Source organism: Paenibacillus sinopodophylli, assembly GCF_005930355.1.
GTDB classification, from domain to species: Bacteria; Bacillota; Bacilli; order Paenibacillales; family Paenibacillaceae; genus Pristimantibacillus; species Pristimantibacillus sinopodophylli.
Genome location: NZ_VDBO01000003.1, coordinates 292,140 through 311,969 on the forward strand (window position 1 = coordinate 292,140; position 19,830 = coordinate 311,969).

The window sequence follows — 19,830 nt, forward strand, 5'->3', positions numbered from 1 at the left end:
CGCTTATCCGGCTCCGCATTTTACCAGGGCTCGAGCACCCAACCTATGAGCTGGCAAGCGCATTCCGAAACGCCAAAATATATTTCGCTTGATCCAGCGGATTGACGCCTCTGCGGACACGCTCCGCACGAACATCAGGCGGACACTCGCGATAGCCGCCGAAGAACGTCGAGAGGGCGCCTCTCCCCTTCGTAAGCGAGCCGAATCTTGCCGGGAAATCAAGCGAGGTTGCTACAGGAAGCATCCCTTCCAGCTCCATTCGCTCCTGTCTAACGACAGGTGTGCCGAACTCCCCGCGCATTTGAATCAATTCATTCATAAGCTTGCCGCCCGTCTCCTCCGGCACAGATATTCGGAAGGAGAGCAGCGGTTCCAGCAGCTTCACTCCCGTATGCGCCAAGCCGTCCATGATGCCCATCGGCGTCGCCAATGCAAAATCAAGCGGATGGGTATGCCAGACATGATGTTCCCCCTCAATGAGCGTCACCTTCAGATCCGTTACCTCCCAGCCAAAAAGGCCCTGCTGCAGCGCTTCCGGCACACTTCGTGCCACCTCGTTCTGATAACGCTCCAGCAGCCGCTCTGACCGAACGGCCGAGCTATAGGTCAACCCGCTCCCGCGCTCGCCTGGTTCGATACGGAATCGCATAATAGCCCAGCATGGCTTAGGCATCGTGTAGGCAATAAAACCCTCGCCCGCTTCCGCTGGCGTTTCTTTGTAAATGACAGATGGCTGGCCGAAATCAACCTTCAGGCCGTACCGGTCGTTCATAACATGCGTCAGCACTTCAATCTGAATCGGCCCCATCACCTTGAGATGCAGCTCGCGCTGCTCTTGGAGCCATTGCAAATCGAGCAAAGGGTCCTCGTCCGCAAGCTCCTGCAGCGCTGCAACAACAGATGGATAGTCAGCCTCACTGCTCCACTTCACTTGAACGGTGAGCAGCGGTACTGCCATTCTCGTCTCCGACGGCACATAATCCGCGCAGCCAATAATGTCACCGATGCGCGCCTGATTCCAACCACAGACAGCTGCAATATCACCAGCGGAAAGCACACCGACATCTTCTGCTTTCTGACCATCAATTTTGCGGATTTGCGTAATCTTCTCCTCAATTTGCTGCGTCACATTAGGAATAGAATCACGATTGCGAATCATACCGCTATACAGGCGAACATAAGCAATTTTGCCCATCGCCGAATCGCGCTCAATTCGGAATACGACGCCAGATAACGGGCCGTCTGCAATTGCAAGCGGCGCAGGAAGCAGCGTCACCATCGCTTGCATAAGAGGCTCGATGCCAATCCCTCTATTAGACGCGCCGAACAGCACCGGAAACAGCTCTCCGCTCTGCGCAAGCACTGGCAGCCTTTTCCTTAGCTCTTCGCGCGGCAGCGAGCCGCTGTCCAAGTAATGAAACAGCAACGATTCATCGCGTTCAGCTACCGTCTCTTCCAGCAGCTGCAAATAGCTCTGTGCCTCTACGACATCGCTATCCGCCATATCGAGTACGCTCATCGCACCGCCAAAGCTGTCCTCTATGCCCAGCGGAGCTTGCACGGGAACAGCCTGGGCCGATAACAGCCGTCGAACCTGCTTCAGCACAGCCTGCGGATCAGCTCCAATTCGATCCATCTTATTCACATAAATCAAAGTCGGAATATTACGCTCTCTAAGAGCATGCCAAATAACCTCAGTTTGAGCTTGTACGCCCTCTACCGCCGACAGAATAAGCACAGCCCCGTCCATTACGCGCAAGGACCTCTCCACCTCGGATAGGAAATCAACATGTCCTGGAGTATCCACTACATTTATCGTCACACCCTGCCAGGTAAACCGTGTTGCCGCCGCGCGAACGGATATGCCTCTAGAGCGTTCAACCTCCAGAAAATCAGTCTGTGCCGTTCCTGCATCTACACTGCCAAGCGACCGAATACGCCCGCTATGGAACAATATTTGCTCTGTCGTTGTTGTTTTGCCTGCATCGACATGAGCGAAGATTCCAATATTTCGTATATGTTGTGACGCGTTAGTCTCCATCTCGCATTTCTCCCTCAGGCTGCTTCTTCCTTTATCGTAACGCTGAAAGCGCATTACAGCAAGCCTATACAGCCGCTTTGCCAAACGCAAAAAAACGGCTTTACTGGCAATAGCCAGTAGAAGCCGTTTCGTACGAACCTATGCTAAAAAAACTATACATGCGCCGCCGGAGCCGCTTCCTTACGCTCGCGCTTAACAAGCGCATGCTTCTCCCAAGCTCTGCTGCGCCAGCGGAAAAACATAATGAACGCACGCAGCCATTCATCAGCAGCAATTGCCAGCCAAATGCCGGCCAAGCCTAAATCAAGCTGGAAAATAAAGAAGTAACCGAGCGGCAAGCTCATCCCCACCATCGAGAACATGCCGACCCAGAGCGGATACTTAGCATCTCCCGCCGCACGAAGCGAATTGACAAGCACGATATTAATCGTTCTTCCCGTCTCGAGCACAATGCTGAGGAGCAGTACACTTACGCCAAGCCTGACAATCTCCTCATCGTCCGTAAACATCCGCATGAGCGGCTCACGACATGCGATAACGAGCAAGACCGCGAATAAAGTGACGCCGCTTGCCCAGCGTACGCTTTTCCACACCCGCTGATACGCAGTTGACGCTTCACCTGCCCCGACTAGACGACCGACAATGATAGAAGTTCCCATACCAATGGCGAAGGCGAACAAATACGTAAACATCGATATGTTATTCGCATAATTTTTGGCTGCCAGAGAAGCCGCACCAAGATAGGTTGCGTAATATAGAAAAACGATTTGGCATGTTTGATACATGACCTGCTCAAGTGCAGATGGAATGCCGATTTTCAGTATTTTCGAAATATACTCCTTGGTTAACGTGTAGTAATAATGCAGCTCCACTCTAACCGGCAGGATACGGTACAGCATCCAGAAGAACACTACAAGCGCCAACCCGCGACTAATAACCGAGGACACCGCTGCGCCTTGCACACCCATCTCCGGAAAGCCAAAGTTGCCGAATATAAGCAAATAGTTGCCGATAATATGAATAATATTCATGCCTAGCGATACGTACATCGCTTCCTTGGTAAAGCCGTGTACGCGAATAATCGCCGCAACTGAGTTAATAATCGCCTGCAGGAATATCATTCCGCCAACGATGGACAAATAGCTTTTGGCATGAACCAGAATTTCGCCTTGCAAATTCAAAGTTTGCAGCAAATGTCCGCCGAACACAACGAACGTCATGCTGATGATCAGCCCAACTAACAAATTAAGTGTAACGGCAAGCGCTGATATTTTGGCCGCTTCTATAAATCTTCGCGAGCCGATGTATTGTGCAACGACTATAGACGCTCCGTTGCCGATAACCTCCAACAAAAGAATAGCAATGTGCAAATATTGATTCGCAGCACCGACTCCCGATACCGCGTTATCCGAAATTGCGCTGAGCATTAGTGTATCCGCAATTCCCATGAGCATAAACAAAAAGATTTCCAAAAATATAGGCCATGTGAGAAAAAATAAACGAATATCCTTCTCACCCTTTTGCCCTTGTCTACTGCCGTTTTCTGCCTCGGTCATGATGTCACCTTCTTCTATTAGGAAAAGTAAAGCACAGGTATCGTAGCATATCACAAGGGCTATTGCACGTTAGAAATATGATTTTACTTGAATAAAATGTTGGTAGTCTGTATGTAAACGCATACGAGCTTCATTTGCCTGATTCTATCAAGCGTAAACGGCTGAAGCCGTCCTCTTGCGACTAAGCTAACGTTTCGCGTAGAAATATAGAGAAAGCTTGCGAAATGGTATGCTTTCCTATATTTCAAAAAAAAGACTGCCCGATAGCCGTCGAAACCGCTTCGAAACAGTCTTCCTCTTTATAGTATAAAATGATGGATATCATTATTGCTCTTCAGACTCTTCCTCGGCTGCGTCTTCCTCCGCCGCCTCTTCCTCTGCTTCTTCTGCAGCTTCTTCCTCTACTGCAGCAGCCGCTTCTTCCGCTTCCTCTTCCAATTCAGCTTCAACAGCTTCTACTGCCTCTTCCGCTGGAGCCTCTTCCGAAATGAGTTCTGCGGTTTCTTCCACGCCTTCTTGAACTACTTCTTCCTCTTGGCTCATGTTATCACCTCCTGCCTCTTATTACCTTAATAATAGCGTTTTCATAGAACTAAACAAGAGGTGTAAAATGTCGTTTCATAAGAAGTATTTCCGCTTTTTGTAGCGTTCGATTGCGTTCGCGAATATCCGACACATATCCCCCCGCCACAGGTCTAGGACTACGTTCGGACCTACGGCGGTTTTGCATGAACCTTATACTAGATAAGATGGATAACGACTAACACAGATAGCTTCGTGCAGTGCTCCAGCCTTATACCAACCATTCCTTCAGGAGGCCATACCGATGTATGAACTACTCATCTATGCCCAGCTCAGCACGTTAATGCTGCTCATTGTTTGTTCAGGGATAGCCGCCATACAAGCATCCAAACTCATATACAGTAAATCAGAGAAGCAGCTTAACCATAAAACCCGTCATCTCACTTTTTGGTCCGTAAGCTTAAGCCTGCTTGCTGCTGTATATATACTACTTGCCACTGCAGTCCATCCAACAATTGGACTTGCGCAGCTGCTCGTTCGCACGTCGCTCACAGCCATACCTGTAAGTCTGATCTGGCTCACTTCCGCTCCGAGGCTTCGTAAGCTTGTTAGACGGACAAACGCTTGTACGCCTCTTATGCCGGATGTCGCACGCAGGCGTCAAGCTACCGATCCCGCATTCATCTTTCCTTATCAATTGACTGCGTTATGTTCGGCCTCTTTACTCTATCTCGCTGCTGTGCCAGCTATCCCATTCCAATGGACAGCTGTCACGATTCCTGCAACCCTACTGCTGTTTTTGTCGTGCTTGCTGTGGCTTCTGCAATCCCACCGCAGCCAGCTCGCAGCAGAAGCCGCGCCTGTCTATCATCCGTGGCGGTTTAGACTTGCGCAAACCGCCTTACTGCTCAGCTTGTTAGTCATTAGTAAACTACTTCTATAATTACAGTATCTCGGCAGGATCTTGACACCGCGGACAGCAGATACTGGACTTTAGTCTAGTCTGTATTTTTACCTATAGCAGGAGGACAGCTATTTTTGATCTATGCTATGCTGAATGCAGCTAAAGTGAAACGAGCGCTGCCCTTTGGCGGCGCGTTACATTCTTATATTTTCATAAAACGTAGATTGGGGTGCTTCAAAACAATGAATCTCAGAACCATTAGCGGGTTCGTCCTCCTGCTGCTAGGCGCATGCCTATTTCTAAATCAAGGCCAAACCTTCGGGCCAGGCAAAATATTCGCCTATTTCTGGCCTTCACTATTCGTTATTCCGCTCGGACTGTTCTTTCACTGGATGTACTTCTCCATGCTTAGGAGGAAAGGAGTTGGCCTCCTTGTTCCCGGCGGTATTCTGTTTGCCACAGGAACGATCTGTCAAATCGCCATGCTGTTCAACAATTGGAGCTACATGTGGCCGGGCTTTATTCTAGCGGTTGCAGTCGGCTTATTCGAGTTATACTGGTTCGGCAATCGGAATAAGTGGCTGCTCATTCCCATTAACATTCTAACCGTCCTATCGATTCTCTTCTTCGCGGTATTCTCGATTGGCTCCTTCTACAATAAGTTTGTGCTCAGTCAGCCGATTATCGCAATCGCCTTTATTCTCATTGGCGCAATCATTCTTCTGATGAAACGCAAAGACGCTTAACAGGTTCCTCCTGCAATGTGGTATAATCACAAACACCGCAAAGAAGTGGTTTGCTACGCAAACCTTTAGGAGGAACAAAATGCTTTCTTTTGAACAAAAGCTCGCTGTTATTGAAGCTTTCCCCGAGTTGGAACGGAAAGACGTCTCGCTGGGACGCACCAATTTCCACTACGAGGAGAGCGCTCACGAGAAAAAATCGGTCGTGCACCATCTGCACCCGAATGGAAACGGCTATGTATTCGCTGGACTGGTGCCAGGAGCAAAGACGGATGACAAGGGACTCGTCAATATTCGTGACTTCACGGCAGATGAACTCCGCTCGCTTATCGAGCAGTCCATCAGCTCCCTATCTATTGCACCTCCCGTAAAACCGGAATCAAAAAAGAAGAAAAAGAAAAATCCGCCGCTGGAACAGCGCTGGATTGGACCGGACGATGCTGTGCTTACCCTCCTCTTTGAAGAGGATCTATGGTATTTGTACGCGGATCTAAACCTCGAGTCCGCATTTGAAACTTATGAGGAAGCTGAGCAGTACTTGGAAGAGGAACAATTTACGCGTGCTTAGCCTTTTTAAAAGTCGTATTGAACGGAGAAACAGCAACCTGTTTCTCCGTTTTTTATTGTCCTACAATTATGTCCCGACATTATTTTTATAGGATGCATAAAACAAGACAGGAATATTGTTGATCCGTGTCTAATTGTAGTAAGTGCACCTTAGACTTTGGGGGGATAATCTGTTGTCCATTAAAGCCAAACTATCATTCTCGATATCTATTATTGTCGCTGTCATTCTGGCACTCAGCTTATCCATAAATTATTTCTCTTCCAAGGCTGAGGTACAATCAAGTCTTGAACAGCAGGTAAACAATATTGCGAAGCAAATCAGCCTCACCATTACGTCTTCAGAGAGCGCCAGACAATCTATGGAGGATGGAATCGGCAAAATGCTTCGACTTGCTTCCATTGCGGCGAAAGCCCAGCTCGACCCTGATATTGACAACGTAACGAACGAAGAGCTAGTTGTGCTGAGCCAGAAGATAGGTGTCGATCATATTACACTTTGGAAAAAATTCGATAACGACATCCTTGCCCTGAAATCATCTGATCCTAATGAGATCAATATGAGCTCCAAAACATGGGATTATTGGTACAGGGCATTCAATCAGCTATTTAACAATTATAATGTAACGATTCCCGAGGGGCAGAAGCTTGAGAACTATTGGTCTGGTCCGTTCAATTTCTCAACCTCTGATCCCAAAAAAATTCGAAAATGGGGCAGTTACTACGACGGTACGACCAACTACATGATTAATCCGTATGTGAATGCACAAGTCCTGCTTGATTTCGATTTTAAAATTGGGACGAATGCTGTCGTGAACAAAATTATCGCTAATCAACAAGATATATTAGAAATAACCGGATTCGATCCTCAGTTTTTCGGCAAGAGACCGATTATTAAAATGAAGAAGGGCATTCCCGTTTACAATTTGGATGTACGCGACATTCCATTTGGACAATACACATACAAAGACCAAGATAATGATTCCATTCATATCCAAGCTGCACTGGACAGCGGGCAGGCTATAACGGCCAAAAGCGATATACTTGGTAAACAAGTAATGAAAACCTTCATACCTATCATCATAGACAAAACCTATGTCATAAGTATCAGCTTCGACCAAAATGCCATTCTAAAACCGCTGAATGATCGGCTTTACTTGCAAATGATTATCTCGTTAGGCTTGATATTGCTGTCCATGGTTGCGAGCTATTTCATTGCAGACTTTATGATTCGCGGCCTGAATCAAATTCTGAACAAAGTCAATGCCATCGCAGCGGGAGATTTCGGTCAAGTCATTACCATTCGCAGTAACGACGAATTAGGCTTGCTTGCTTCACGTATTGATACAATGGGTCACAACCTGCACAGCTATACCACGCAGCTTCAGGACACAGCTGAAGAGCTTCGCAGCACGAAGCAGTATCTGGAGTCCTTCGTGAACCATACGTCTGATGCCATTCACGTAACGGATTTAGTGGGCAATATTATACAGGTGAACAAAGCTTTCGAGACCATGTACGGCTGGCGTGAGGAGGAGGCTCTGGGCAAGCCCCTAGATAATGTACCGCCCGAATATTTAAGCTCTCAGCATGAGCTTGAAGCTACCGTACTGCGCGGAGGCTCCGTATCTGACTTTGAAACGATGCGCTATGCCAAATCCGAACAGCTTATCGATCTAAGTCTGACGATTTCGCCTATTCGCAATGAGCTTGGCGCCATCATTGCGATTGCGACAATTTCCCGTAATATCACGTCGCGCAAACAATCAGAGGAAATCATCAGACGGTCTGAGAAGCTCTCTGTAGTCGGCCAGATCGCAGCTGGCGTTGCCCATGAGGTTCGCAACCCGCTGACGACGCTGAGGGGCTTTGTGCAGCTTCAGCAGAAGACCGGATACCTCTCACAGGCCAACTTGGAAGTTATGCTCGGCGAACTTGACCAAATCAATATGATCGTCAGCGAATTTCTCGTATTCGCCAAGCCTCAGGCTGCCCACTATCAGCCTGTAAATGTGCTCCATCTCGTCAGTGACATTATGATGCTGCTCGATTCAGAAGCCAAAATGAGCAACGTCCAGCTTGATTTGCTCGCCGACCCTAAGCTGCCAGAGGTCATTGGTGAAGCGAATCAGCTCAAGCAGGTTTTCGTCAATATTATGAAGAACGGCATCGAATCCATGCCTAAAGGCGGTATGCTGTCTCTGAGGCTTGAATGCAACGAGCATGGCTTCGTTATCTTGCAGTTTATTGATCAAGGCTGCGGAATTGCCGAGGAGGATCTCGTGCGTTTAGGAGAGCCCTTCTTCACGAAGAAAGCGAGCGGTAACGGCCTTGGCCTGATGGTTAGCCAACAAATTATTGCGGCGCACAACGGCTCTATCGTCTTCCGCAGCGAGTTTGGCAAAGGTACCTGTGTCGAGCTTAAGCTGCCTATGCGTGCTAATTCTGCATGACCCTACCGCCGAAACAAAGCAGGCCGACATCCCACCTAGGGTTGTCGGCCTGCTTTGTTATGCTTACGTATTCCGTTCCATTGCTTCTTATTGTGCGTAATCGCCTGTGTAGTTGATTAGTGATGTGTCATGCACACCTTCAATATCACTGATTGCTTTCATGAATGCCGTATTGTCGTCACGCATCTTGATTTCAACGGTCAGCTCCGTGAAATCCTTGCGAACGGTTTTGGATTTCAGCTTGGAGTCCAGCTTGCGGAGGTGTACCCGCAGCTCTGTAGACGCAGCCTCGGAATGACGAATGATTAGGAGATAAGCTTGCTCCTTTATTTTACGCTTGGACAACCATGCCAGCGTCAATCCAATAATAATCGATCCGCCTAGCGCGAGCGGGTACATTTTGGCGCCGCTAGCGATACCCGCAGCGATTGCCCAGAACATATATACGATGTCCAATGGGTCTTTCACAGCGGTTCTGAAACGCACGATACTGAGTGCCCCTACCATCCCCAGTGACAATACGATGTTCGTGCTAATGGTCATAATAATTAGCGCGGTAATCATCGTCATTAGCACGAAGGACACATTATAGTTATAGCTGTATACCACTCCGCGAAACGTTTTGCGATATATCCAATAAATGAACAGACCAATAATGAATGCTGATGCTAAGCCGAGCAACATATCTACATATGAAATACTCCGGAATGCTTCGAGATGAAGCATGCTTTTTTTAATTACGTCCTGAAAATTAACCGTCTCGTTCATTATTGCACCCCTGCTAGTCTATTGTTTGAAATGCTTCATGGCCGTCTCGCGGCAGATGACGTACTTGGAAATCGCAGATCGCGCATGCCGCTCAGGCTGAACAACTTTACGTATATTATCCGGAAGAAAATCATCAAATTTTATTTCCATGATGGTTTGAGCCGGCAACAGCGTTTCTTCCTGAACCAATTGCGGGTCGAACAAATCAAAGGAATTGACGCCAGCAGTCAATCGTTTGTCGAACGTGATGCGGACATTGCCTGGCTCATACACATACGCCTCGCGGAAATAATCCACAATAACTATCGGGCGGAATGCACGGTGCGCGAGCGCCGAATAAAACTCGATCAGCAGAGGCTCTTTTCTAACGGAAAGCAGCTCGTAGTCTTTCTTTATAATAGCATCGTACTCCGCTCGGCTAATAGAAGCTGCTTCCTTGCACACAAACTCCCCGTACTTGCTCTTGCGCTCCACCGTAATCTTCGCATCACTGCCATTGTAGATCCGTATCCGATATTTCTCACGTTTAAATATGCCGTTGTTCTTATCATACAAAGAATGATCATGAGGCCCGTCGAAGTAAAGACTACGAATCCCATAGCCATCCACTGACAATGAATTTTTATCCATAATAAGCATCGTAGATACTTTATAACGAAGTGAAATATAGTCATGCGTATGCATATAATATTTCATTTCATTTCGCAGCTTTTTACCTTGAAATAACATACTACTCCACCTCAAACTGTCGAATACCGTTATACTCGTTGCCTTCTTCATCCGTGTAGGAGTCGAATGAGGTTTGCTCATGTCCCGCACTGTCTCTTACCGCTACACGCCAATAATAAAAACCATCAGCTGGTCTCTTGAACGATACGCTATTCACCTGAATGTTCTCTTGCGTCGCAACAACTTGCGTAAACGCAGGATCACGGGCGACCGTTACATCGTAGAGGAGATCATCTCCCTGTAGGTCAAACGAAATACCCCAAGAAAAATTGATGTTCTCCGCTTCCACATCGACATCATCCATATAGAATGGCTTAGGCTTCTCCAAATCTTCAAGGAATCGTTTTACTCCTCTTTCCGGAGTATTAACAATTTGCTCCATTTCTTGATCGAAACTAGTATTGAGGCCTGGCAAGTAATTCATATCCGGTGACCTGAATAGAAAAGGCTTAACTAAATCTTTGTATTCATTGAGCTGCTTCTCCACCGTGTCTTTATTAATCCATTTTGCTAACTCTTCTACTTTTTCCTTCAACTGATTAACATGCTCTTCATTACGGAAATAACGGTTATGCAAGGTGCTTCCCCAGAAATTACTAAGGCCTGCTTGATAGGATCGAATGTAATTACCTTCCCTCTGAAGCTCCCAACCTCCGTCATAATCCCAAGGGAGCAAGTACCACTTCTTCGAATTCAACGGAGAGTACAGATAGAAGTTATTAGCATCCGTATCCATATTATCCATCAAAATATTAATAGCCGTCCAAGTGAGGAAGTTTTCCAAATCAAAATGCTCTTCTATGACTTCATCAATTGGCTTATTCATGTTGTTCAAGTCATCCAGCATTTCAATTAATTTATCATGCTCCTCGCGGCCTTTAATCTCAAGAATGGTTTCAAATGCGGCCTTATCATAATCCGGATCTGATTGCGATTTAATGAGATTTGCATAGCGTTGGAATTCAAAAAACGTAACTTTGTACAGTTGGCCATATGGATCCAACCAATGTGACTTCAAAAACATTTCATTAGGCTGTTCAATATGGCTGTAGAGACCATAGTCTTCATAGCCGGTATTTTTACCTTCAGACAAATCCTTCACATACAAATGAACAAACTGCGTTCTTAAACTCGTAATATGAGGGATTTGCTCCAATAGATCAAAGCTTAGCTTATTGCGTAATCTCGAAAGATCCGTGGAGTGCTTGTTTAAATTCAGTGTCCTTTGGTTTTGCCATAAACCTGCTTCATCAAACAGCTTGATTTTATACGATTTTTGAGCAGCATAGCGGGCAGTGTTGCCTCGAAGACTGATTTTGGCATTAGCCATATCTGCTCCATAGCCGAACATCCCTGTAACTGGCCCCTTGCCGTCCTCATTGCCTTCTTGCATAATCACTTCCAGGTTTTCCTCGCTATAACGATCCGTTATCCGGTTTAGCCCATACCAGTTAACGGGATCCTTCTCACCAGCTTTATCCGGCATAATCGTTACATACAATGCTTTAATTGACCCATCCTCATCGCGTTCATAGATCCGCTTATCCTCCGCAATACCATCGCTTTGCAACGATTCGGTAGTTGTGGTCTCCGTATTGGAGGATTGATCGCCTGCAGGAGAAGGGGAAGCCTCTGTAGAACAAGCGGATAATACAACCGCCATCACGACAATAGAAGTAAGCACGACGCCTGATTTCGAGAGCGAGAGTCGTGATTCCTGACGTTGGCTCTTCGTCGTAAGCGGCTGAGAACAGAACGTATAGTAATCAATATTGCGAAGCACATGCAGCAGCCTGCCTATGGCGAACGCCAGCGCTACAAAGGCTGCAATAAACATACCGAATCCGTTCAGGTCTAAATTCATCATCCAGTACGTTAACCCGGCATTCGCAGCAATAAATAGCCCACTAATCATAAGAACACCTTTTCTATCATCAAAGTACATCAGCACGTGAACGAGCACGAACATAATAATAAAGAGGAAATAGCCTAATGTTAAAATTAAAAAGAGATCAAGCTGCGCCATCGTAAATCCAATTTTCGGTAAAAACTTCATGCCCAGCGCGATGGATAGTATTGTGAAGAGAAGCTGTACCTCCATCAGGAAGCTGACCTCACGCAGCAGCGTTTTTTGCATCGTCTGTTTGGCCTTGTTCATATCCTGGAAGGTTCCGCCATCCAACACATTCAGGTAATACACACGAAACTTTTCATAGAAAGAAGTTTCTACAGAAACGACGAACACAACCATTGAAGGCACAACAGATAGGAAGGCGTAGAACACAGGCAAATCATAGCTAGGCATAACTAAGAATCGATTGGCAATCTCCTCACCAGACGGCCCAAACCAATATACGAAGCTATGAATATACACACCGCCATAAACGAAGCAGCCTGTAAAGAATAACGAAGGGTACTTTTTGAAATAGGTCAAGAATGTGAAATATTCTCGGCTTTTAGCACGCGGGAACATTTGTTCAAAGTGGAACGAGGATAGTACGGCAATGATAAAGAAGCCGATATCAATAGATAGCAATGCCGTTGTCGTCGCTTGGAGATCCGAGTAAGTAAACAGCAGAAATCCGCTAAGCAGCGCTGCAACAACACCGATTGCGAAGCTTCGAACGATGCGCATATAGTCCTTCAGAGCAGAAAGATAGATGCCTTGAATCCATATAATGATAAGCTCCATAAAAAATAAATAAGCAGACAGCTTGTAGCTTGCGTCAGCAGATACCTCGCGCAGGAACAGCCACGCAACCAGTGCACATACTGGCAAACAAACGATTAATGCTCCGTAATAAGAGGATAACAGCTGTTCATATTTTTTCTGATAGATCATATCCGCTATGAACCGCGTTATGACCATAGATATGCCGCTTGTCATAATAATGGAGAATATGAAGCAATAGGTCACTGTCGAAATATACAGCTCCCACTCCAAATAGCTGCCATTATAGACGGACATCATTCTTTGAAGCGCGATAATTAGGAACATACATAAGACCATCGGTCCAATTGTTGTCAAAGAAGAGTATGCATAAGCTTTGACGTTATTTACTAATCCTTGCTCCTGAAACAATTTCCTCAGTTCGAAGCCGATTCCAGCCACTCGCGAGAGCCTCCCAACGATTGATAAAGATTACGATAACTTGATATGAAATCCTGATGCTTATAAAAACGCTGCACGCGTTCGAAGGCATTGCGTCCCATCTGTTCACGCAGCTTCTGATCTTGGCAAAGCTTAATGACGCTATTAGCGAGTTGTTCATAATGCATGACTGGCGCGACCAGGCCTGCCGGTCCTATACCATCATCCAATCCGTTGATAAGCTCTTTGCAACTTCCAACATTCGTTGCTACAAACGGCTTAGCGCAGGCCATTCCTTCCAATATAGCAAGGGGTTGTCCTTCACTGATGCTCGTAAGCATGAGAACATCCATTTGACCGATATAATCCTTGATTTGAACCTCACCTGTGAAGATAAGATCCTTAATTTCCATCGACTCTACCATCTGCATGCATTCTTGGAAGTATTGCTCGTCCTCTTCCGTAGGACCCATGATGTACATTTCAGCATTCGGCACTTCATGCTTGATCAATGCGAAGCTTTGAATCATTGTCTTAATATCTTTAATTGGTACAACTCGTACGATCGCCCCAATACGAAGCTTCCCATCCTGCGGCGCTGTTACTAAATTTGTATAGTTATCAATATTTACACCGTTAGGGATAATGCTGATTTTGGATGCCTCGCACCCAACCTCGATTTCAATCTCCTTATTCCGACTGAACAGCGTAATGACTTGATCAGCTGCTTCATACGTGCAGGTAGACAAGTTATAGAAATATTCAATCCATAGATCCTTAAAGTAGCCCTTTACCCAATCCGCTTTGATGATCTCTTCTTCCCGTTCACGTGAGTAAATACCGTGCTCTGTTAACAACAATGGCTTTTTGTGCAGATGCTTGGCCAATGCTCCGACCACACCAGCGTATCCTGTAGATACACTATGATAAACATCCGCTTGTGGAATATCATGCCTAATCGTTAGAAATAACGGCAAAATCATCGAACGAACCGTCCAGAACATTTCGGTAAATGGGACCAAATTATATTTATTCCGCCCGAGCTGCTCCAAAATGTCGAAATAGTCCTTACTGGACAAGAAGTCTGCAGCTCTCCGGAATTTACTTGTGCGAAGCAGATCAAAAATATTTCCCCAATTAATGGTCCCTTCTCCGCTTAGAAGGGCCATCATGTCCTTTTGCTGATCGTTTGTCAGTTTGAAGCGGCGTCCCCACTCGCCCTCCTCGAACAAATACGCGTCCAGAAACATTTCCTTTACTTCAACGACGTTGTTAGGCAGCTTGTATTTAAATTGCCCTTTTTGCTTGGTCTGTGCACCGATTGCATAAATAACGAACTCATGCTCAGGCATTTGCGTGATAATACTATTGATCCAACTGGATACCCCGCCTGTAATATAAGGGTAGGAACCTTCAGCAATTAAGCATATTCTCATGTGTTTACCCACCTAATTCGATCGTGAATTTGGAATTATAGACTTCTACGAGAAACGTATTTGCATCTATTTTTTGGACTGAACAATTAACCTGTTTTCCAATCTTCTTATCCGAGCGCAAAACATAATAGAGATTGGAACGATAATTCGAGATTTCACCTTCGATACGATTATCGGTCTCAGTTACTGTCAATTGCGATGTCAAGGCTACTCCCATATCAAGCGCAGCTTCTGTTGAGGTCATTGGGCGCACCCATGGATAGGTCTTTTTCAGCCTTTTGAGCTTGTCCGTAAAGCCTTCATACAGCTTCTCCCACGTTTGGTTTTTGCTGCGTGCGCTGCTTAATACATCATCCGGATGAACGAAATGGGAGTAAACGCCTAATCCCGTCATCGCATTTGCTTCCGCCCAGTGCTCGAAGCTATCCTCCATGTAACCGGACGTTACACGCGGCATCTCAATAATGCCGTCCTTTGCTATTTCATACTCCTGTACGTAGGCCATGCCACTAGCATCCTCGCCGTACAAGGAAGAAATAACGGTTAAATTCGGCCAACCTTTTTTTAATGCCTTGCGCCCTTCTTCATCAAGCACATTAGAGGGAGGCACATAGGAGAGCAGCGAATATTTCGGAAAGGCATCGCTCGTGAAGCTGAGTACTTCCTTAATCGATTCCGCCATAACATCGGCATTCTTCCAGGCGTTATAGCCAAAGCTATCCGACACCGCTTTATTAACAACAAGTGATTGATGGTTATAGCCATGAATGCCAATTTCGCCGCCGCTTTTAATGACTTCACGTCCATATGATATTAATCCAAAACGATCTTCATCAATAGGATTCTCGAATGGTGGCAATACCTCGTCATGATAGGATTGAATAATGACAGCTGTATATTTCACCGCATATTTCTTAGCCGCCTTCAACATATCTGGCCACCATATTTGCTGATAGAAGCTAGGCGTATCCCGTTTGTATTCTCTGTAGATGGCAGGTACCACTCCCTTTGAAATCGGAGCAGGAAAATCATCTATAAAAAATATTTTCGAGTTAAATATAGGGTAAATGAACTGGGGCTCGAGCAAGCTCAATGCACCTGCAAAAAAGCCGCGGTTGATTTTTTCCTGAAACATGGAACCGTTAAATACCATAAAAGTGCCTTTTCCATACGCTCTTTTCCATAACAATGGTGTTCCATCTGTCGTCGTTGCCAGTACCTGTGACTTATGATCAAGCTCGACGCTCATCGTGGAATTAGACATGAATTCTTCATCTACACGGAGCTCTTTCTCACCGATCAATACATTAGACATGAGGGCAATACCCTGTAATTCATGAAGTTCCCCGAATGCAGCAATTCCCATTTTCCGGTATATCACTTGGAACTCCGGGTCTATGTTTAAGGAGCTCATAAATAAGATATGGCCGCCTTTATTTACATACTGATCAATTTGATTTATATCTCCCAATTGCTCAAGGCTATTATAAGCAACGATCAGCACGCCGCAATCCGAAAAACGAGGTGCTTGCTCATCGATGTTTATCTCCGTTGTATGTTTCTGCATGTATTGAAGCGTACGAGATGCGTTATTCTTGAGCCGCATACTGTAGTCATCAGAGCCTTTGTACACGACACAATAGTTCGTACCCGAAATTTCCTTCGGGGGGTTCTCCTTAACGTTAGCAAGCAGCGCTTCACGCTGCTCCAGTAAGTCTTTGTTATGCTTGAATTGCAATACGTACTGGGAACGCGCGATTTGTATAAGCACGCCTAGTGATAATATGACTAACAATATAATGTAAATATTTTTGGAGAAATTGAGCTCCTTTTTCATTTCATGCCCCTTCCGACCAGAACCTTACCATGGTGAGGGCCTTGTTCGAGAGCCTCAACGGTGACTTTTTTAATGTGTCTATTGTGTTTTGCAGCTTATCCGCTGATTTCGTCATAAAGTACAGCTGAATTAGACATAAGTAAGCATCCTCGCTAAGCGGATATCGTGCAATGTATGCATGACAGGTTTCCTCGCTCGCCAGATACTCCCCCAGCTCCATCTCCGTATTCAGCTTTTCTGCAAACGCCGATTCCGCATCCTCAGAATGCGTGATCAGGTGATTTAATACCGCTACATAGGTGTACTTATACTTTAGTGATGTCCGCTCATCCAAAAATCCGCTGCGCATAAAACCTTTCAATACCTCAGCATATGCGCGCAGCAGATGCTCGTCTGTTTTGTTATGCTCATACTGAACAGATAGCTCCTGAATCGATAGGGAGAGCTTTCTCTTCGCTTCCATAATCGCACTGACCGCGTAATGCGAGGTTTCCGTGTCCTCATTGCTAACGGCGGTTTGCAATACCTCCAAATAGTTCATGGAGTCCTGCTTGAGCACATCAATCATGACCCTGCGTCTTGCAGAATGCTCACTGACAATAAGCGCGTCTTCGATCGATATAATATTCAATTCTTTTTCAACTTCGAGCTTCTTATGAATACCTATGGTGCTTACCGACATTTCTTCCTGCTGCTTGACAATGTACTCGTCCAGCTTCTCGCCGGCATGAACAAACCAGCTTCTTGGCCAGAACACAGGTAGCAGCCATCCGATGACGGGAATCAGTGCCACTATTAAGAATCGCAGCGAAAATTCGCGCAGCGATTTGCGATAAAGGATGAATAAAAGGAGTGCCGACAACAATACATAAAGACCGTATAGTAATCCAATCATATTAGAGCTCCCCTTCGACAACTCTCATGCTGATCTCTTTTTGAGCGAAGCGAGACAGCACGAAGTTGGCATCCTCTTCCGCAGAGTTGGAGAGAATAACGACTACTTGCCCATCATTTACGGTGCCAATGTAATCTGTTTCCCGCAGCATGCTTGCAACCTTCTCCGAGTATTGTTTCAAGGATAACTGGCCGAGCTCACCTTCTAGCAGCAAATACGGCGTATTATGCATACTCTTAGCCTGTTTTTTGCTTGATAGAATTTCCTCGAACGCTTCTTTGCGCAGTACCGATGTTCCTTCAATAAACCTGCGGCTTTCCGTCGCATCGTAATAAGCTAGTGCACGCGACAGTGCAGAGGATACCAAATCGGAAGTGACCTTAAATAGATTTTGATAGTATAGGGAGAACTTATCGATAGACATACCTTCGATTGCTATAAATGCTGCAATTGTGTTCTCGTGATAAACCGGGACACTCATTAAAGGCGCCTGATCATTCAGCTCCTTGTTTACGAACACTTTTCCGTCTGCCAGCATTTTCTGAATATAGGCATGATCTTCAACCCGCAATGATTTGCTAACGGCCGCACCTGAAACATTGGTATGCGCAACAAGACGCATGAATGAACGATTGGGACTTAGCGTATAAATGGAAACCGTTTGGACATCCATAATCGATTTGACCACATTAACCGTCGACATGAACACTTTCTCCAGCTCCAGGCTCTCCAGCTCTTTCGTAATCGAGTGGATTTTGCCAAAGCTGTCTCCGCTGTTCAATATCCGTTGCTGCAACTCATCTTTTACTTCACGAACCTCCGTGTATACCCCGTTCAAAAATTCGTATCGTTTCTCAAGCTCATCTATCTTTTGCTCTTTGGCTTGAATCATTCTATTGCGACGCTCTACCGAATAGCCGACAACAAGACCGATAAACAAGTAGATTGCGATCTGAAAGAAAAAGTCCGTATCATACATAAGGGATACAATCTCATGTCCATCATTTAGTTTCTTGAACAGGAATAAGCCAATTGACAGAACAACTGCCAGTATGGATTGTCTATTGCCATAAATAATACCGATGATCGTGATGTAAAATAATTCAACATCAATAAGACCATAAGCGCTGCTTTGTTGGCTAAGTACGATCCATGCTGTTAAAGCAAAAGCAAGCACATTCTCGGCATAGGGTTGTACGCTCTTCATCCATGTTCTCAAAGAAGAAGGCTGAGCAGTTGCTGTTGTTGCAGTTGCCGCACTTTCTCGGCTTGCTTGGTTCGATTGGAACCAAGCATACGTACGACTGAGCCCCTCGTCCGTATCATACATAGGCGACCAATCCAGCTCGGCTTTAATTTTTTCATTGCTTAACGTTGAACGAGTGATATCACCAGCCCTATTAGGTGTATGCTTGATCTCCTTCACGTCCTGAAGTTCCTTCAAGACATCAACCAACGAGTTAATGCTGCGTTCCGAATTTGTCGATAGGTTATACACGCCCAAAACGCTTGAGTAAGAAGCCCGATAAATGGCATCTGCAACGTCCTCGACGTAGATGAAATCTCTCGTTTGCTCTCCATCTCCATGTATGTATAAAGTCTGACCCGATATCACCCGATCCATGAAGATCGATATCACTCCGCCTTCTCCTACGCTTCCTTGACGCGGACCATATACATTGGAGAACCTAAAGCATACGGTGTCAAGTTCATAGAGCTGGCTCCACTTCAAACAGTAGGACTCACCGACCCATTTGCTAATACCATAAGGGGAAATAGGATCGCACTTGTCCGTTTCAACTAGCGGCAGCTTGTCATTCATGCCATAAACGGCAGCTGAGGAAGCAAATAGAAACTTCTTAACATTGTATTTCTTGGAGAAGGTAAGCATGTTGACCAGACCAAGTACGTTTGACTCTGTGTCGAGTCTCGGATTGCTGACCGATTCCGCAACGCTGACTTGAGCAGCCAAATGAACAACGGCATCGAACCGATTCGAGCGGAATATCTCCTCACACTTTGGGTCCTCAACTGACAATTGGTAGCCCTTGTGTTTAAAGTTTATATTCTCTTTCCGTCCTGTTGACATATTATCTATAATGAAGACTTCATATCCTTCTTTATGAAATCTATCTGCCACATGGGAACCAATAAAACCATAGCCTCCTGAAATAAGAACTTTCACAATTCCACCCCGTCTTTATAATATGAACAGCATGCAGCATAACCGCTTTATTGTTCAGCCTGCTTAATCCTTTAAAGACACTGGAATGATTAGCTGCAGCTTTGCT

The 19,830-nt window shown here is 45.7% G+C and carries 14 protein-coding genes; 4 read left to right on the forward strand and 10 right to left on the reverse strand.

The window, feature by feature from the left end; genetic code table 11:
• Window positions 1-43: 43 nt before the first annotated feature.
• From FGT79_RS16260 to FGT79_RS16270, 3 genes are all read right to left on the reverse strand, one after another.
• Window positions 44-2,041 carry a GTP-binding protein gene (locus FGT79_RS16260; RefSeq protein ID WP_138753866.1) on the reverse strand — a complete coding sequence of 666 codons (1,998 nt, stop codon included), beginning with the start codon at window positions 2,039-2,041 and terminating at the stop codon, window positions 44-46.
• Between the two features lie 152 nt (window positions 2,042-2,193).
• Window positions 2,194-3,597, reverse strand: coding sequence for an MATE family efflux transporter (locus FGT79_RS16265; RefSeq protein ID WP_138753867.1), 1,404 nt, complete (start codon window positions 3,595-3,597; stop codon window positions 2,194-2,196).
• Window positions 3,598-3,921: 324 nt separating this feature from the next.
• Window positions 3,922-4,140, reverse strand: coding sequence for a hypothetical protein (locus FGT79_RS16270; protein ID WP_138753868.1), 219 nt, complete (start codon window positions 4,138-4,140; stop codon window positions 3,922-3,924).
• Window positions 4,141-4,423: 283 nt separating this feature from the next.
• Between FGT79_RS16270 and FGT79_RS16275 the strand changes: the two genes are divergently transcribed.
• The 4 genes from FGT79_RS16275 (at window position 4,424) to FGT79_RS16290 (ending at window position 8,783) form a co-directional block, all read left to right on the forward strand.
• Window positions 4,424-5,062: a hypothetical protein gene (locus tag FGT79_RS16275; protein WP_138753869.1), complete on the forward strand. Its 639-nt coding sequence runs from the start codon at window positions 4,424-4,426 to the stop codon at window positions 5,060-5,062.
• A 203-nt stretch (window positions 5,063-5,265) separates the two neighbouring features.
• Window positions 5,266-5,769: a hypothetical protein gene (locus FGT79_RS16280; RefSeq protein ID WP_138753870.1), complete on the forward strand. Its 504-nt coding sequence runs from the start codon at window positions 5,266-5,268 to the stop codon at window positions 5,767-5,769.
• Window positions 5,770-5,848: 79 nt separating this feature from the next.
• Entirely contained in the window at window positions 5,849-6,334 is a 486-nt protein-coding gene (locus tag FGT79_RS16285) for a hypothetical protein (RefSeq protein ID WP_138753871.1), read from the forward strand.
• A 172-nt stretch (window positions 6,335-6,506) separates the two neighbouring features.
• Window positions 6,507-8,783, forward strand: a complete 2,277-nt coding sequence (locus FGT79_RS16290; protein WP_138753872.1) for an ATP-binding protein — start codon at window positions 6,507-6,509, stop codon at window positions 8,781-8,783.
• 87 nt (window positions 8,784-8,870) lie between these two features.
• On the opposite strand, the gene FGT79_RS16295 is transcribed toward FGT79_RS16290, so the two are convergent.
• The 7 genes from FGT79_RS16295 to FGT79_RS16325 are packed head-to-tail and all read right to left on the reverse strand — an operon-like array spanning window position 8,871 to window position 19,724.
• Complete coding sequence (locus FGT79_RS16295; RefSeq protein WP_138753873.1) at window positions 8,871-9,551, reverse strand: DUF4956 domain-containing protein; 681 nt, start codon at window positions 9,549-9,551, stop codon at window positions 8,871-8,873.
• An 18-nt stretch (window positions 9,552-9,569) separates the two neighbouring features.
• Window positions 9,570-10,280: a polyphosphate polymerase domain-containing protein gene (locus FGT79_RS16300; protein ID WP_138753874.1), complete on the reverse strand. Its 711-nt coding sequence runs from the start codon at window positions 10,278-10,280 to the stop codon at window positions 9,570-9,572.
• A gap of 1 nt (window position 10,281) precedes the next feature.
• Entirely contained in the window at window positions 10,282-13,392 is a 3,111-nt protein-coding gene (gene pelG / locus FGT79_RS16305; protein ID WP_138753875.1) for an exopolysaccharide Pel transporter PelG, read from the reverse strand.
• Window positions 13,368-14,807: a GT4 family glycosyltransferase PelF gene (gene pelF, locus FGT79_RS16310; protein ID WP_138753876.1), complete on the reverse strand. Its 1,440-nt coding sequence runs from the start codon at window positions 14,805-14,807 to the stop codon at window positions 13,368-13,370. The genes pelG and pelF overlap by 25 nt, the downstream gene beginning before the upstream one ends.
• A gap of 4 nt (window positions 14,808-14,811) precedes the next feature.
• Window positions 14,812-16,644: a DUF2194 domain-containing protein gene (locus tag FGT79_RS16315; RefSeq protein WP_138753877.1), complete on the reverse strand. Its 1,833-nt coding sequence runs from the start codon at window positions 16,642-16,644 to the stop codon at window positions 14,812-14,814.
• Window position 16,645: 1 nt separating this feature from the next.
• Window positions 16,646-17,539 carry a hypothetical protein gene (locus FGT79_RS16320; RefSeq protein WP_138753878.1) on the reverse strand — a complete coding sequence of 298 codons (894 nt, stop codon included), beginning with the start codon at window positions 17,537-17,539 and terminating at the stop codon, window positions 16,646-16,648.
• A gap of 1 nt (window position 17,540) precedes the next feature.
• Window positions 17,541-19,724, reverse strand: a complete 2,184-nt coding sequence (locus FGT79_RS16325; RefSeq protein WP_171056278.1) for an NAD-dependent epimerase/dehydratase family protein — start codon at window positions 19,722-19,724, stop codon at window positions 17,541-17,543.
• Between the last annotated feature and the right edge of the window lie 106 nt (window positions 19,725-19,830).